Annotated in this window: 13 protein-coding genes; 6 read left to right on the plus strand and 7 right to left on the minus strand. The window is 67.0% G+C overall.

The window, feature by feature from the left end; all coding sequences use genetic code 11:
• Window positions 1-609, minus strand: coding sequence for a TetR/AcrR family transcriptional regulator (locus AvAM_RS20560; RefSeq protein ID WP_137748809.1), 609 nt, complete (start codon window positions 607-609; stop codon window positions 1-3).
• An 89-nt stretch (window positions 610-698) separates the two neighbouring features.
• Between AvAM_RS20560 and AvAM_RS20565 the strand changes: the two genes are divergently transcribed.
• The gene (locus AvAM_RS20565) at window positions 699-1,166 is read left to right on the plus strand and encodes a nuclear transport factor 2 family protein (RefSeq protein ID WP_137748810.1); all 468 of its coding nucleotides are present in this window, start codon (window positions 699-701) and stop codon (window positions 1,164-1,166) included.
• A 32-nt stretch (window positions 1,167-1,198) separates the two neighbouring features.
• On the opposite strand, the gene AvAM_RS20570 is transcribed toward AvAM_RS20565, so the two are convergent.
• The gene (locus tag AvAM_RS20570) at window positions 1,199-2,146 is read right to left on the minus strand and encodes a LysR family transcriptional regulator (protein WP_137748811.1); all 948 of its coding nucleotides are present in this window, start codon (window positions 2,144-2,146) and stop codon (window positions 1,199-1,201) included.
• 116 nt (window positions 2,147-2,262) lie between these two features.
• On the opposite strand from AvAM_RS20570, the gene AvAM_RS20575 reads away from it, so the two are divergent.
• The 4 genes from AvAM_RS20575 to AvAM_RS20590 all read left to right on the plus strand — a co-directional run bounded on the left by AvAM_RS20575 (window position 2,263) and on the right by AvAM_RS20590 (window position 6,244).
• Window positions 2,263-3,201, plus strand: coding sequence for a dihydrodipicolinate synthase family protein (locus AvAM_RS20575; protein ID WP_137748812.1), 939 nt, complete (start codon window positions 2,263-2,265; stop codon window positions 3,199-3,201).
• Between the two features lie 79 nt (window positions 3,202-3,280).
• The gene (locus AvAM_RS20580; protein ID WP_137748813.1) at window positions 3,281-4,243 is read left to right on the plus strand and encodes a tripartite tricarboxylate transporter substrate binding protein; all 963 of its coding nucleotides are present in this window, start codon (window positions 3,281-3,283) and stop codon (window positions 4,241-4,243) included.
• Window positions 4,233-4,931: an SDR family NAD(P)-dependent oxidoreductase gene (locus tag AvAM_RS20585; RefSeq protein WP_137748814.1), complete on the plus strand. Its 699-nt coding sequence runs from the start codon at window positions 4,233-4,235 to the stop codon at window positions 4,929-4,931. Before AvAM_RS20580 ends, AvAM_RS20585 begins: the two co-directional genes overlap by 11 nt.
• 146 nt (window positions 4,932-5,077) lie before the next feature.
• Window positions 5,078-6,244, plus strand: a complete 1,167-nt coding sequence (locus AvAM_RS20590; protein ID WP_137748815.1) for a mandelate racemase/muconate lactonizing enzyme family protein — start codon at window positions 5,078-5,080, stop codon at window positions 6,242-6,244.
• Window positions 6,245-6,299: 55 nt separating this feature from the next.
• On the opposite strand, the gene AvAM_RS20595 is transcribed toward AvAM_RS20590, so the two are convergent.
• The 4 genes from AvAM_RS20595 to AvAM_RS20610 all read right to left on the minus strand — a co-directional run bounded on the left by AvAM_RS20595 (window position 6,300) and on the right by AvAM_RS20610 (window position 11,759).
• Window positions 6,300-7,940, minus strand: a complete 1,641-nt coding sequence (locus AvAM_RS20595; RefSeq protein ID WP_137748816.1) for a tannase/feruloyl esterase family alpha/beta hydrolase — start codon at window positions 7,938-7,940, stop codon at window positions 6,300-6,302.
• 177 nt (window positions 7,941-8,117) lie between these two features.
• On the minus strand, window positions 8,118-9,182 hold the full coding sequence (locus AvAM_RS20600) for a helix-turn-helix transcriptional regulator (protein ID WP_137748817.1): 1,065 nt from the start codon (window positions 9,180-9,182) through the stop codon (window positions 8,118-8,120).
• Between the two features lie 156 nt (window positions 9,183-9,338).
• Window positions 9,339-10,436, minus strand: a complete 1,098-nt coding sequence (locus tag AvAM_RS20605; RefSeq protein WP_137748818.1) for a M14 family metallopeptidase — start codon at window positions 10,434-10,436, stop codon at window positions 9,339-9,341.
• Between the two features lie 111 nt (window positions 10,437-10,547).
• Window positions 10,548-11,759 carry a M20 aminoacylase family protein gene (locus AvAM_RS20610; protein ID WP_137748819.1) on the minus strand — a complete coding sequence of 404 codons (1,212 nt, stop codon included), beginning with the start codon at window positions 11,757-11,759 and terminating at the stop codon, window positions 10,548-10,550.
• 76 nt (window positions 11,760-11,835) lie between these two features.
• Here AvAM_RS20610 and argE point away from each other — a divergent pair, with 76 nt between their 5' ends.
• Window positions 11,836-12,993 (plus strand): acetylornithine deacetylase, encoded by a 1,158-nt coding sequence (argE, locus tag AvAM_RS20615; protein ID WP_137748820.1) that lies wholly within the window; start codon window positions 11,836-11,838, stop codon window positions 12,991-12,993.
• Window positions 12,994-13,145: 152 nt separating this feature from the next.
• Here the strand turns inward: argE and AvAM_RS20620 are convergent, their stop codons facing one another.
• Window positions 13,146-14,294 (minus strand): ABC transporter substrate-binding protein, encoded by a 1,149-nt coding sequence (locus tag AvAM_RS20620; RefSeq protein WP_137748821.1) that lies wholly within the window; start codon window positions 14,292-14,294, stop codon window positions 13,146-13,148.
• Window positions 14,295-14,398: the final 104 nt, after the last annotated feature.

The following is a 14,398-nucleotide window of genomic DNA, read 5'->3' on the forward strand; positions in this document are numbered from 1 at the left end:
CTACGCATTGCGAGGAGACGGCTCTGGTACCAAGGCTCCCACAAGACGGGACACGGCGGCGACCACCGCCTTGACGGGTTCGCCCATCTGCACCCGCACGATGGCGCCCTCCACCACCAGCGTGAGCGCCTGCGCATCTTGCGCACGGTGGGCCGGCGCAGGCAGCAAGTCCGCCAGCAACGCCGTCATGTCGCGCTTGTGGCGCTGCGCAATCTCCAGCACCTCGGGCATGGTATCTGCCAGCTCGCTCACGCTGTTGATGAAGGCGCAGCCCCGAAAGTGCTCGCTGCCCAACCATTCCGCCAGGGCGGGCGCCAATGCCCGCGTGCGGTCCGTGCCTGCAGGCAGCGCGTGCGCATGGCGCTGCAACGCATCGGCAAACCAGGCCATCCAGCCTGTGTGCCGGTACTCCAGGTACGCGCAGATCAGATCGTTCTTGCTCGGGAAATGCCGGTAGAAGGTCACCTTGGTCACGCCGGACTCCGCGATCACGCGGTCGATGCCGGTGGCGCGGATGCCATCCCGGTAGAACAGCGCATGGGCCGTGTGCAGCAGGCGGTCTCGGGCGGGCAGGTCTTGCCAGCCAGGGGGGAGTGGATCAAAGGTCATCAACCAATTGTAGACAAGTCTGTCTACATGTTGCTATGATTGCGAGTAGACAGACCTGTCTACATCAACCCTTGACCCCGGAGGACTCCATGGAAACACGCCCACCTTTGCCCCCGTTCACACAACACACCGCCATCCAGAAGGTGCGCCTGGCCGAAGACGGCTGGAACTCGCGCGACCCCGCCCGCGTGGCCCTGGCCTACACCGAAGACACACGCTGGCGCAACCGCGCCGAGTTTCCTGTGGGCCGCGACGCCGCCCGGCAGCTGCTGGAGCGCAAGTGGGCGCGCGAACTGGACTACCGCCTCATCAAGGAGCTGTGGGCATTCAGCGGCCACCGCATCGCCGTGCGGTTTGCCTACGAATGGCATGACGACGCAGGCCAGTGGTACCGCAGCTACGGCAACGAGAACTGGGAGTTCAACGACGATGGCCTGATGGCCGTGCGCCACGCGAGCATCAACGACCGCCCCATCCAGGCCGCAGACCGGCTGTTCTTCTGGCCCCTGGGGCGCCGGCCGGACGACCATCCAGGGCTGAGCGAACTGGGGCTTTAAAAGCCAGCCGCCCGCCGGGGGGCGGCTGGCGATCAGGGCTGCGGCGTCACCTGCGCCGCCGCCAGTTCCCACAAGGCCTCTGCCACTGGCGACATCTCGGCGCGCTGGCGGTACAGACGGATCTGCACAGGCACGTTCCAGTCGGCGCCCCCCGCCGCCACCAGGGTACCAGCGCGCAGTTCGTGGGCAATCAGGCTTTCTGGCAGCCAGGCCACGCCCCGCCCTTCCTGGGCCATGGTCTTGAGCAGCACCGCGTGGTGCGCGGTGAACACCACGGCCACCGGGCCATCAGCGCCTTCGGTAAACACCCTGCGCATGCGTGCCCGCATGATGCGGCCCAGGCCCGAGGCCTCGCTGTAGGCCAGCACCGGCACCGAGGCCTGCTGACCCAGGGCATGCAACGGCTGGCCCGCTGCGCCGCCCGGCTGCGGGGCACTGACCGGCAGCAACAGGTCGTCCGCCAGGCGGCACAGGGGGTACTGCGCCTCGTCCAGGCGCCCCGGCACTTCCGCGTGGCCATGGCACAGCACAAACTGCACGCGGCGCTGCAACATCAGGTCTTCACAAGCCTGGGAGCTGTCAGACATCGTCTGGATAGGGCCGATCTGCAGCCGCGCCTCCATGCCCACCAGCCAGCGAGGGAAGAAGGTGAGCGACAGCACATGCGTGGCCGCAAAGCGCAGGCTGGCGGCGGCCAGGTCGTGTGCGGCGCGGGCCTTGATGCGCGCGGCCTCCAGGTTGGCCAGGATGGTTTCCAGCAGCGGCAGAAAGCGCTGCCCAGCGGGCGTGAGTGCCGCCGGGTGCGCACTGCGATCAAACAGCTCCACGCCCACCCAGTCCTCCAGCGCGCGGATATGGCGGCTGAAGGCGGGCTGGGCAATGGCACGGGCCTCGGCGGCGCGCGAGAAATTGCCGGTTTCCGCGAGCGCCAGAAAGTCCTCCAGCCACTCCAGATCCAGCGGTCGGTTGCCCGGTCCCATGGGTTGCTTCCTGCCTTGCGATAGTTGTATGCGATTCGAGTATTGGACCGCTGGCGCGGGGTCGGAAATGATCCACCCCATCGTTCACCAGCTTTCCAACACGGAGACAAAAAAGCATGCCTGCCATCTCGAATTATCGCGGGATCATCCCCGCCATCTCGTGCCCCTTCACCCCCGACCACCGCATCGACGAGCCCGCGCTGCGCAAGCTCGCATCCTGGCTGGCGAGCCACGAGGGTGTGGTGGCCATCATGACCAACGGCCACACCGGCGAGGTGTTCTCCCTCACGCCGGCCGAGCGCGCCGAGGTCACCCGCATCGTGGCCGACGAGCTCAAGGGGCGCATGCCCGTCATCTCGTCCATCGTCTGCGAAGGCCTGAAGGATGCGGCCGACCATGCCCGCGCAGCCGTCGAAGCGGGCGCTGTCGCGCTGGATGTGATGCCACCGCACCACTGGCTGCGCTTTGGCTTCACGCCCGGCCATGCGCTGCAGTACTTCGAGGCCATCCACGAGGCCGCCCCCAACGCCGACCTGGTCTGCCACGTCTACCCTGCCTGGACACGCGCCTCGTACTCGTCGCAGCTGCTGGCGGACCTGGCCCGGCTGCCCTATCTGCAGGCTTTCAAGGTGGGCCAGCGCGACATGAACAAGTACGCCCGCGACATCCAGGCGATCCGCGAGGCGGATGCATCGAAGGCCATCCTGACCTGCCACGACGAGTACCTGCTGGCCTCGATGGTGCAGGGCGTGGACGGCGCACTGGTGGGCTTTGCCACCTTCATTCCGCAGCTCATCATCGACCTGTGGAACGCCGTCAAGGCCGGTGACCTGAAGAAGGCCATGGCCGTGCAGGCCGTCATCACGCCCCTGAAGGACGCCGTGTACGGCGGCGGCGAGCCCACGGGCGAGGCCCACGCCCGCATGAAGGGCGGCATGTACCTGGCCGGTGTTCTGGACGACGCCACGGTGCGCCCGCCCACCGAGGCGCCCAACGCGAAGGAAGTCGAGGCCCTGCGCGCGGCCGTGAAGCAGGCGGGTTTGCTCAGACGCTGAGCGACTGCGAAGCGCGGGGGATTTTGAGTCCCCCGCGTCGGGATGGCAAACAAGAAAACCGACAAGGAGACAAGACACCATGCAACGCAAAACCTTCCTTCGCACCGCCTTCGGCGCCGCCATGCTCGCCATGGCGGCCAGCGCCTTGGCACAGGCTTACCCCACCAAGCCGGTGCGGGTGATCATCCCCTTTCCGCCGGGCGGCACGTTGGACACCGTGGGCCGCCAGCTCGCGCAAAAGCTCGGCGAGCAGATGGGCCAGAACTTCATCGTCGAGAACGAGCCCGGCGGCAACGGCGTGATCGGCGGCGACGTGGTGGCCAAGGCGCCGGCCGATGGCTATACGCTGCTGTTCAACGCGTCCACCTTCACCACCGCGCCCATGACCATGAAGTCCGTGCCCTACGGCGTGGTCAAGGACTTCACGCCCGTGGCGCTGGTGGCCAAGGCCCCGCTGTCGGTGGCCATCAACAAGAACCTGCCGGTCACCGACATCAAGTCGCTGATGGCCTACGCCAAGGCAAACCCGGGCAAGATGACCTTCGCCGTGGGCTCCATCGGCTCGGCCGGACACCTGTCCACCGAGCTGCTCAAGCGCGCGGGCCAGCTCGACTACCTGATCGTGCCGTACAAGGGCACGGCGCCGGCCTTCCAGGACCTGATCGGCGGGCAGATCGACGGCTTCATTGACCCCATCCTCGGCTCGCTGCAGTACCACAAGAGCGGCATGCTGCGCGTGGTGGCTGTTACCTCCGCCCAGCGTGCGGCAAGCCTGCCGGATGTGCCCACGGTGGGCGAGACGATTCCGGGCTACGAGTTCTACAGCTGGTACGGCCTGTGGGGCCCGGCCAAACTGCCGGCGGACATCACGCAGCGGCTGAACACCGAGGTGAACAAGGCCCTGGCCGAAATGACGCCCAAGCTGCGCGAACAAGGCCTGCTGACCACCCCGGGCAGCGTGGAGGACTTCGCCAAGTTCCAGCGCAGCGACATGGAGCGGTCCCAGAAGATCGTCACCGAGGGCAACATCCGTGTCGAGTAACGTCCGCCACGCTGTGGTCACTGGCGCCAGCAGCGGCATAGGCCGCAGCATCGCCGAGTCGCTGCTGGCGGACGGCTGGCGCGTCACGGGCCTCGACGTGGCCCAGGCGACGGTCGTTCACCCATCGTTTGCCCATACGTCCGTCAATCTGGCCGATGGCGCAGACATCGCCCGCGTGGCCGCTGCGCTGCCCGGTGTGGACGCGCTGGTCCATGCGGCCGGCGTGCTGCGCGTGGGACCGCTGGGCCAGCTCGACCATGCGGGCGGCGAGCTGATGTGGCGCCTGCACGTGGACGCCGCCACCCGCCTGGCCGACGCCATCGTGCCTGCGATGGCAGAGCGCGGCAGCGGCCGCGTGGTTTTCATCGGCAGCCGCGTGGCCCAGGGCATGGCCGGACGCGGGCAGTACGCCGCAACCAAGGCCGCGCTGATCGCGCTGGCGCGCAGCTGGGCGGCCGAGGTGGCCGCACAGGGCGTGACGGTGAACGTGGTCTCGCCTGCGGCCACCGCCACCGGCATGCTGATCGACCCCGCGCGCCAGGGCAGCGCGCCGCGCCTGCCGCCCATCGGCCGCCTGATCGAGCCGGCCGAGATCGCCGCGCTGGTGGGCTTTCTTCTCTCCGCCCCTGCCGCCGCCATCACGGGGCAGGACATCGCGATCTGCGGGGGCTCGTCGCTCGCCCGCTGATCCACTTTTTTCTCATCTATGGATGCATCCCATTGAACCGTTCACGCTGAGCCTGTCGAAGCGCCGCGCAGGGCTTCGACAGGCTCAGCCCGGACGGTGGGTTCAAGTTCAAAGATTCCGAATCAACCGCCAACCACTACGACACCATGAAGATCGTCAACATCCTCGAATCGACCCGCCCGATCAAGTCGGACATCCGCAACGCCTACATCGACTTCTCGAAGATGACGCTCAGCCTCGTGGCCGTGGTCACCGACGTGATCCGCGATGGAAAGCCCGTGATCGGCTACGGCTTCAACTCCAACGGCCGCTACGGCCAGGGCGCGCTGATGCGCGACCGCTTCATCCCACGCGTGCTGGAGGCCGAACCCGCCAGCCTGCTGGATGAGACCGGCGAGAACCTGGACCCACACAAGGTCTGGGCCCGCATGATGATCAACGAGAAGCCCGGCGGCCACGGCGAGCGCTCGGTGGCCGTGGGCACCATCGATATGGCGGTGTGGGACGCCACGGCCAAGATCGCGGGCAAGCCGCTGTTCCAGCTGCTGGCCGAGCGCTACGGCAACGGCACGCCCAACCCGCGCGTGTTCGTCTACGCGGCCGGCGGCTACTACTACCCCGGCAAGGGGCTCGAAGCGCTGCAGCGCGAAATGGAAAGCTACCTGGCGCGCGGCTATTCGGTGGTCAAGATGAAGATCGGCGGCGCCACGCTGGCCGAAGACTGCGAGCGCATCGAGTCGGTGCTGAAGATCCTCGGCCCCGGCCAGCAACTGGCGGTGGACGCCAACGGCCGGTTCGACCTGCCCACCGCCATCGAGTACGGCAAGGCCCTGTCGCAGTACCCGCTGTTCTGGTACGAAGAAGCCGGCGACCCGCTGGACTATGAGCTGCAGGCCAAGCTGGGCGAGGTCTACAAGGGCCCGATGGCCACGGGCGAGAACCTGTTCTCGATGCAGGACGCGCGCAACCTGATCCGCCACGGCGGCATGCACAAGGACCGTGACTGGCTGCAGTTCGACTGCGCGCTGAGCTACGGCCTGGTGGAGTACCTGCGCACGCTCGACATGCTCAAGGAACACGGCTGGTCACCCAGCCGCTGCATCCCCCACGGCGGCCACCAGATGTCGCTGGCGATTGCTGCTGGCCTGGGCCTGGGCGGCAACGAGAGCTACCCCGACCTGTTCCAGCCCTACGGCGGGTTCCCCGATGGCGTGAAGGTGGACAACGGCTACGTCACGCTGCCGCCGCTGCCGGGCATCGGCTTCGAGGGCAAGTCGGACCTGATCGCAGAGATGCGCGCACTGGCTTCTTGAGAAGCCCGACGGCCAGAACCCGCACGGGTGGCGGGCCCTGGCCACCGTCCGTCACTCAGGTCGCAGAGCAGCTAAAGCTCTCGGCCTTGGCTGGATCGCCCGAGCCGTTGTAGCGTGGGAACTTCGGAAACTCGCACACCGGGCGCTGGGCTGTGGGTGTGCGGGTGCCGGGCGCAAACTGCGTGGCCACCAGCTTGTCGGGTGCGTTGCCCTTCTCCACCCAGGCGTCCAACGCGGCCAGCAGGTCGATGGACAGCGGGTCGGTGCCCGGGCCGTCCAGGTTGTGGCCGACCGAGGGCGAGGTGAGCATGCGGGCAAAACCCTGCACCTTGCTGGCGCCCAGGCGCTGCTTCACCGAATCAAAGTATTCCGCCGTGCGGTACAGCGACACGCAGGTGTCCGACAGGCCGTACCAGATCAGCAGCTTGCCGCCCTTGTCGGCAAAGGCCGAGACATCCGGGTCGGTGCCGTCGATCATCTGCGCCAGGCGCAGGTACTGCGCGGCGTACAGCGTGGGGTCGTGGCGCAGGATGTCGGCGGTAGGGTTGCCCTCGACCACGCGTGCCGCCTCGGTCACGGCCATGTGGTTAAAGGACTCGCGCGCCTCAAAGCGGGGGCCGAACATGTACGACTCCCAGTCGGAGGTGGCCGCACCGCCCCGGCCGTAGCGAGGATAGCCCACCGCACCACGCGACAGGGTCACGGGCGTCTTGTGGTCGGAGTAGATGAGGCGGATGGTCTCGATCTGCCCGGCCGTAAGGCAGGTGTCGCTGTCGGCGCCCTTGCACAGCAACTCAGTGGGCACATAGTTGCAGGCCTCGACGTTGCCGATGATGCCGTCCTTGAGGCCGTCGAGCCCGTCGCACGCGGCCGTTTCGGCCTTGGCATACAACGCCACCTTGGCAGGGCTGAGCCAGTTTTCGCGGTTCTTGAAGATGTGCTGGATCACGTTGGGGCCCAGGTTGACCTGGTGCGCCTGCTGGCTGATGGCGGGCTCCATGGCCACCACGCCGTCGTAGTCCTGCGGGTACTTTTGGGTGGAGATCAGGCCCGAGCGCCCGCCGTTGGAATGGCCCATGTGGTAGCGCCGCAGGGGCCGCTTGCCGTAGAACTCAGTGGCAATCGCCGTGCCCACCTCCAGCACGAAATGGTTGGCATCAAACGCGTGGTTGCGCAGCGCCACGTCGCTCTTGGCCCACTCGAAACCCCGGCTTTGGTGGCCCGAGTCGGAACTGATCTTGACGTACGGGTTAGCCGATGGACCCACAAGCTGCTGGTACCACGGGTCGTCGGTGGGGATGAAGCCATCGAGCCCGCCGCCGCCAATGGTCAGCGTCTTGCCGTTCCACTGCGCCAGCGTGGGCAGCTCCACGGCCCAGTTGATTGTGGAGTCGGGCGAGGACACGATCTGGCCACGCACGATGCAGACATCGAGCAGCGTGCCCTCGGCCTTGCGCAACTCGGTGCGGGTGACCTTGGCGCCATGGGGCAAGGTGGCAGAGGTGTAGGCGGAGCAGGCCTCGGCCAGCGGCTTGCTGGCCAGGGGCGCGGGGGCATCGTTGCCACCGCCGCAGGCGGTCAGCGCCAGGGCGGCGATGGTGCCCAGGCCGGTCAGGGTGCGGGTGGCCCATCGCCCGGCGGGACGCACGGCGCGGTGGGTGGACGCCAGGGCGGCGCGGGTGGGTGTCGGGAACATGCGGGAGTCTCCTGTGGTGGTGTTTTTCTCAGGAGCCCGGGCTTCGCGGCAAGGTCTGCGCCGCAGCCCCTTGGCTCCGGTGCGGACGATAGAAAAAGAAGGCGCCGCTGCAGCCTCTGCAAATGCAGAGGGAGCGGGAAACTACCGAGCCCCCGACCGAGGGCTTTCCATGGGCTGCTACGCGTTGCGCAGCGCCGCCACCAGCTCCAGCTTGTTGCGCACACCCAGCACCGCATAGGCGGTGCGCAGGTAGGTGCGCACCGTGGCGGGCGTGAGGCCCAGCGCGCCAGCAATGTCTTTGTGCGACTGCCCTTGGGCATAGAGCATGGCGGCGCTCAGCTCGCGCGGGGCCAGGGGCTGCTTGTGGCGGCCCGATGCCATGCTCAGCGCCACCAGGGGGCCGCAGGGCTCCAGCCGCAGGCGGCAGGCTTTGCCCACGGCCAGGGTGCAGGGTGCGTTGGGCAGGGCCTGCACCACGGCCGGGGGCAAGCGGGAGCCCGTCCACTCCGGGCAGGCCGCGCGCAGGGCCTGGCTGATGCGCAGGCCTGCAAACAGCAGCTCCCCCGTGGGCTGGGCGAGGGCAAAACTGTCCCAGGGGCGGCGGGGCGAATCGTGTTGCAGCCGCTGCAGACGGTGGTGCCAGTGCTGCAACAGGTGCAGCACAAACTCGCCAAACAGCACGGTTTCGGCGTCGGTGAACTCGGTGCGTGTCTGCGGACGGTAGACCGAGACAAAAAACATCAGCCCGCTGTGGGGCAATTCGGCCGTGAGGGCCATGCAGTGGTACAGGCCATGCCGCTCGGCAAACGCCACCACCTGCGGGTCTTCGGGCAGCGCGCCCACCACGTCGCGCTCACGGATCACCTCGCCCAGGCGGCGCATGGACTGCTGCGCAAAATCGTCCACCGCCGACAGGGCATTCCATTCGTCGGCAAAACCCCGGGCCAGGCCGATGCTGCCGTGCAGCCAGTTGCGCGGTGCGCCCTGGGCCACTGGCGCATCCACGCCCTGTCCGGCACCGCCATCCACCTCGCTGCCGGGCTCGCCCGCCGACACCTCGCCCCACCAGGCCGAATCAAAAGGCACCAGTTCGCGCAGCGTCTGCAGCGCCTGGTGCAGCAGGTCTTGGGGTGGGGTCTGCTGCGCCTGTTCGGACAACCGCAGCAGGCTGCGGCTGAGCGCGCGCAGAGGGGCGGCTGATGCCGCCTGGGCGGCATGGGGTGCCTGGGCTGCCAAGGCCATGGTGTCTCCTGGTTTTTGGGGCGATGGTAGCCGCCACGCCGCAGCCACCCGCCCCATGCGCCCAGCGGCTCCAGGAGATGATTACTATGATTTCAGGAGCTAAAAACCCTTGATGGAAGAGCGGAAAAGACCATTTTTATACAGATTTTTAGCCCTTCAGCCCGCCAAACCGTCCACCGCCTGGAACATCGACTGCCGTGCCTGGCTGACGATCTGGCCCTTCCACACATCGGTGTCGGTGTAGAAGGCCGCCAGCATTTGCGCCTTGATCTGCGCTGCCTTGTCGGCGGGCGTGTCGGGATGCAGGTTGAGCCACTGTTCAGCGCGGATGGCATTCATCACGTCGAGCACGGGCACGGTGCCGTACTCCATCGCAATGCCCGTGCTCTCGGCGTGCGGGCACTCGTCGTAGATCGCGTTCCACATCAAGCCCGTGAGGAAGGCCGAGGTCGAGGAACCGTCGTAGATCGAGGTCACCGGCGTGGCACCACCGCCATCCCACCAGGCGCGGGCACGTGCCACCGAAGCGGCATCGTCCTTGCCGGCATAGATGCGCTCGCCGTGGCCGCTGGGGCCCAGGCCCGTGTGCAAATCGATCCAGGCGATCTGCGACGCAGCTGCACCGTGCTGGCGCAGCACCTGGCGCAGCGTGCGGTTGCTCCAGGTGGGCTCGGTGCCACCAAAGAAGATGCCTTGCGGAAACTCGTGCTGGCCCTGCGAGATGGCAGCCTGCCAGGCGGCCTCGCCCTTGGTATCGATGTAGTGCTGCACAGCGGCCAGGTTCTCGGGGCCGGGCGGCCATTGCTCGGGCAGCAGCAGGGGCTGCACCTCGCGGTAGGCGGTGTTCACGGGCAGGGGTTGGCTGAAGTCCTGGAAGTTGCGGTTCAGGTCCACGTTCTCGTGCGTGAAGCGGCGCACGTGCGAGAAGCCGTAGGGATTGAGCGCGTGGATGTAGAGCGTGGCCACACCGGCATCGCGGGCCTTGGCGCGCCACTCGGCATCGTGCAGCGCAAACACCTGCACGCCGCTACCGCAGTAGCCCTCGACGCCATGGCAGGCGCTGCTCACGATGAGCAGCTTTTTCGCATCCGCCGGGCCGTCGCGCACCACGTCCATGGCCAGGTCTTCACCATCGCGGCCCTTGAGCGGGTGGGCGTGCGATTCGATGGACAGGCCGGCGGCGGCTGCGGCCTCCAGAAATTTTGTGCGCGCCTGGGCATAGCTGGGCGAGAAGGCTTCGACGATTCCGGTCATGGGTGGGGCTTTCGGGAGTCAGTGGGGACACAAAAAGAAAACCCGGGCACGCGCGCTGCGTGCGCCGGGTGGAGGGGGATCAACGCCGCTCAAAGCGGAGTCGAGGCAGCTTCAGGCGGCTTTGGCGGGCTGGGCCAGCCACTCTTCGGCCAGCTTGACCCAGTAGGTCGCGCCCAGCGGGATCAGATCGTCGTTGAAGTCGTAGCTGGGGTTGTGCAGCATGCAGGGGCCGCCGCCGTGGCCCATCTCGCGGTGGGCGCCGTCGCCGTTGGCGATGAAGCAGTACGCACCGGGCTTGGCCTGCAGCATGTAGGCAAAGTCTTCGGCGCCCATGGTGGGCTCCTGGGCCACCACATGCTCTTCACCCACGATGCTGGCCATGACCTTGCGGGCAAATTCGGCCTCGGCGGGCGAGTTGACGGTGGGCGGGTAGTTGCGCACGAACTCGAATTCGCAGGTGGCATCGTGCGCAGCGCAGTGGTGCTCGGCGATCTGGCGCATGCGCTTTTCAATAAGGTCTGTCACTTCGGTGGTGAAGGTGCGCACCGTGCCCTGCAGCTCGACGCTGTCGGGCACCACATTGGTGGCCTCGCCCGCGTGGATCATGGTGACCGAGATCACGCCCGCATCCACCGGCTTCTTGTTGCGGCTGATGATGGTCTGAAACGACTGCACCATGCCGCAGGCGATTGGCACCGGGTCGATGCCGGTGTGCGGCAGCGCCGCATGGCCGCCCTTGCCACGCAGGGTGATCTTGAACTCGCTGGTCGATGCCATCACCGGGCCGGGGCTCACGGCAAAGGTGCCCACGGGCATGCCGGGCCAGTTGTGCATGCCGTACACGGCCTCCATGGGGAACTGCTCGAACAGACCGTCCTCGATCATCACGCGCGCACCGCCACCGCCCTCTTCGGCCGGCTGGAAGATCAGGTACACGGTGCCGTCGAAGTTGCGATGCTTGGCAAAGTGCTGCGCGGCTGCCAGCAGCATGGCCACGTGGCCGTCGTGGCCGCAGGCGTGCATCTTGCCCTGGTGTTTGCTCGCGTGGGCAAAGGTGTTGAACTCCTGCATGGGCAGGGCGTCCATGTCGGCGCGCAGGCCAATCGCGCGGCCATTGGCGCCGCCGTCACGCCCCTTGACGATGCCCACCACGCCCGTCTTGCCCAGGCCCCGGTGGATGGGAATGCCCCACTCGGTGAGCTTTTGCGCCACCACGTCGGCGGTGCGCACCTCTTCGAAGCACAGCTCGGGGTGGGCGTGAATGTCCCGGCGCACCGCTGCAATACTGGCCGCCTGGGTGACGATGGAGTCAATAACGTTCATGATATGTGTCCTTACGATCTCACAGTCTAGCCCGGGAGCAACACACGTGCCAACCCGGGTTATTCGCTAGCCACCCATGATTTCTGCCCACGCCCTCGAACTTGCGCAAACCCTGGTGCGCATGAACACCGTCAGCCACAACTCCAATCTGGAGCTGATCCACTTCATCCGCGACCACCTGGCCAAGCTGGGCGTGAAAAGCCGCCTGACCTTCAACGAGGACAAGACCAAGGCCAACCTGTTCGCCACGCTGGGCGAGGGCAAGCCGGCGGGCATCATCCTCTCGGGCCACACCGACACGGTGCCGTGGGACGGGCAGGACTGGACCATGGACCCGCTGAGCGCGCTGGTGCAGGACGGCAAGCTCTACGGGCGCGGCAGCGCCGACATGAAGGCCTTCATCGGCATCGCCGTGTCGCAGGCCGAGCAGTTCCTGAACAGCGATGCGCCGTTTGCCCTCCACTACGCGTTCAGCTACGAGGAAGAGATCGGCTGCTTTGGGGTGAAGGAACTCATCGCCGACCTGCGCGATGCCAACATCACGCCCCTGGCCTGCATCGTGGGCGAGCCCACCAGCATGATTCCTGCCATCGCGCACAAGGGCGTGTACCGCTACAAGTGCTGCGTGCGTGGCAAGGAGGCGCATTCGTCCCTCACCCCCCATTCGGTCAACGCCATCGAGATGGCCGCCCGTGTGGTGGGCCGGGTGCGCGACATGGCAGAAGACTTTGAAAAGAACGAGCCCCGCTTCGAGGGCTTTGACGTGCCGTTCTCCACCAGCAGCGTGGGCCAGTTCCACGGCGGCATTGCCGACAACGTGGTGCCGCGCGACGCCGAGTTCCGCTACGAGTTCCGCGACCTGCCCACGGCCAACGCGGCGCAGATGCAGTCCGAAGTGGTGGCCTACGCCCAGTCGCTGGAGCCCGCCATGAAGAAGGTGGCGCCGGCAGCGGGCTTCGCGTTCGAGACCATCTGCGAGATCCCGAGCTTTCTGGGCAGCAAGGACGACCCGGTGACGCGCCTGGCGCAAGAGCTGTCGGGCGAAAAAGGCACCACGCTGGTGGCCTTTGGCACCGAGGCGGGCCTGTTCAAGAACGCGGGCATCTCCACCGTGGTGTGCGGCCCCGGCAGCATCCAGCAGGCGCACCAGCCCGACGAGTACGTGAGCCTGGAGCAGCTCGCGCGCTGCGAGGCGTTCATGCAGGGGCTGGCGCGCACCAAGTCGTTCGGCTGACGCGCGGCAAGCGGCGAGCAGGTCAGGGCAACGCAAGGCGCGCAAGGATTGCACTGCGCGCGGCCCAGACCAGTGCCACCGTGGAACTGGCTTTGCCAGGCCACCGGTGGCGTCCCCCTCCGGGGGAAGACGCGAAGCGGCTCAGGGGGAAATCAGGTTCTTACCCGGCCGTCCCCGGTCAGCATCGACATTTCCACAAACTTCGACGCCGCATGGCTGGTGGCGCTGAACGACACCGGAAAACCCGAGATCACCTGGTTGCCGATGGCCTCGGTGCCCGTGATGAAGCTCTCGCGCGTGATCTTGCCGCCCGCCTGGGCCTGGCGCAGGCCCTCGGCAAACACACGGGCGGCCACGTAGCCCTCCATGCTGGAGTAGTTGGCCTGCACCTTGTCGCCACCCTTCTTGATGGCCTCCAGAAACTCGCGCGTGATCTGGCGCGAAGGCTGGTAGGGCGAAGGCACGACCTGCGACACCACCACCCCGGCGCCGTCCTTGCCCAGCTCGTCGGCCAGGGCCTGGGTACCGACGAAGGACACGTTGTAGAACGTGCCGCCAAACCCTGCCTTGCGCGCTGCGCGCACGAACGCGGCGGCCGATGCATAGGCCGTGATCTGCACGATGGCGTCGGGCATGGCGGGCACCAGCTTGTCGATGGCGGCCTTCACGTCCACCGAATTGCGCTCCACCGTGGCCGTGGCCACCGGGGTGAGCTTGAGTTCGGTGAGGGCCTTCGTCACCCCGTCCAGACCCGCCTTGCCATAGGCATCGTTCTGGTAGAAGACCGCGATCTTCTTGAGCCCCAGGTTGGTGAGCTGGCGCACGATGAGCGCGGTTTCGTCGTAGTACGAGGCACGCACATGGAAGATGAGCCGGTTGAACGGCTGGCGCAGCGCCTCCGCTCCCGTGAAAGGCCCAAAAAACGGCACCTTGGCCTGGTTGAACAGCGGCATCGCCGCCAGGCTGGTGGGCGTGCCGATGTAGCCAAACAGCGCAAACACCTCGTCGGCGATCAGTTTCCTGGTGTTCTCGGCGCAGCGGTCGGGCTCGTAGCCGTCGTCCAGCGTGCGGATCTCGACCATGCGTTTGCCTACGCCGCCCTGGGCGTTGAGCTGGTCGAAAAACAGCTTGGCGCCCTGGTTGAACTGCACGCCCAGCTGGGCGGCCGGGCCGGTGAAGGCGGCCGACTGGCCCAGCACGATGCGGCCCTCGCCCTGCGCCCGGGCCAGGCCGAACCCACCCAGCGCCACGGCGCCCATGCCCACCGAAAACTGCCTGCGACCCAATACTGTCTGGTTCATGGTGAAATCTCTGCTCTTCTAAGAAGTTGGGGGGCATGCCCCTCTGCGCTGCCGGTAGGCAGCCTCCTTGGAACTGCGGCAACTTATGCATGCCCGTTCCAACC

Origin of the sequence: Acidovorax sp. NB1 (assembly GCF_005405905.1) — a bacterium.
GTDB lineage: Bacteria > Pseudomonadota > Gammaproteobacteria > Burkholderiales > Burkholderiaceae_C > Acidovorax.

Coding starts and splice junctions, on each gene's coding strand:
- AvAM_RS20565 (WP_137748810.1), top strand. CDS start 699: ATGGAAACACGCCCACCTTTGCCCCCGTTCACACAACACACCGCCATC.
- AvAM_RS20570 (WP_137748811.1), bottom strand. CDS start 2,146: ATGGGACCGGGCAACCGACCGCTGGATCTGGAGTGGCTGGAGGACTTT.
- AvAM_RS20590 (WP_137748815.1), top strand. CDS start 5,078: ATGAAGATCGTCAACATCCTCGAATCGACCCGCCCGATCAAGTCGGAC.
- AvAM_RS20575 (WP_137748812.1), top strand. CDS start 2,263: ATGCCTGCCATCTCGAATTATCGCGGGATCATCCCCGCCATCTCGTGC.
- argE (WP_137748820.1), top strand. CDS start 11,836: ATGATTTCTGCCCACGCCCTCGAACTTGCGCAAACCCTGGTGCGCATG.
- AvAM_RS20595 (WP_137748816.1), bottom strand. CDS start 7,940: ATGTTCCCGACACCCACCCGCGCCGCCCTGGCGTCCACCCACCGCGCC.
- AvAM_RS20580 (WP_137748813.1), top strand. CDS start 3,281: ATGCAACGCAAAACCTTCCTTCGCACCGCCTTCGGCGCCGCCATGCTC.
- AvAM_RS20560 (WP_137748809.1), bottom strand. CDS start 609: ATGACCTTTGATCCACTCCCCCCTGGCTGGCAAGACCTGCCCGCCCGA.
- AvAM_RS20620 (WP_137748821.1), bottom strand. CDS start 14,294: ATGAACCAGACAGTATTGGGTCGCAGGCAGTTTTCGGTGGGCATGGGC.
- AvAM_RS20605 (WP_137748818.1), bottom strand. CDS start 10,436: ATGACCGGAATCGTCGAAGCCTTCTCGCCCAGCTATGCCCAGGCGCGC.
- AvAM_RS20610 (WP_137748819.1), bottom strand. CDS start 11,759: ATGAACGTTATTGACTCCATCGTCACCCAGGCGGCCAGTATTGCAGCG.
- AvAM_RS20600 (WP_137748817.1), bottom strand. CDS start 9,182: ATGGCCTTGGCAGCCCAGGCACCCCATGCCGCCCAGGCGGCATCAGCC.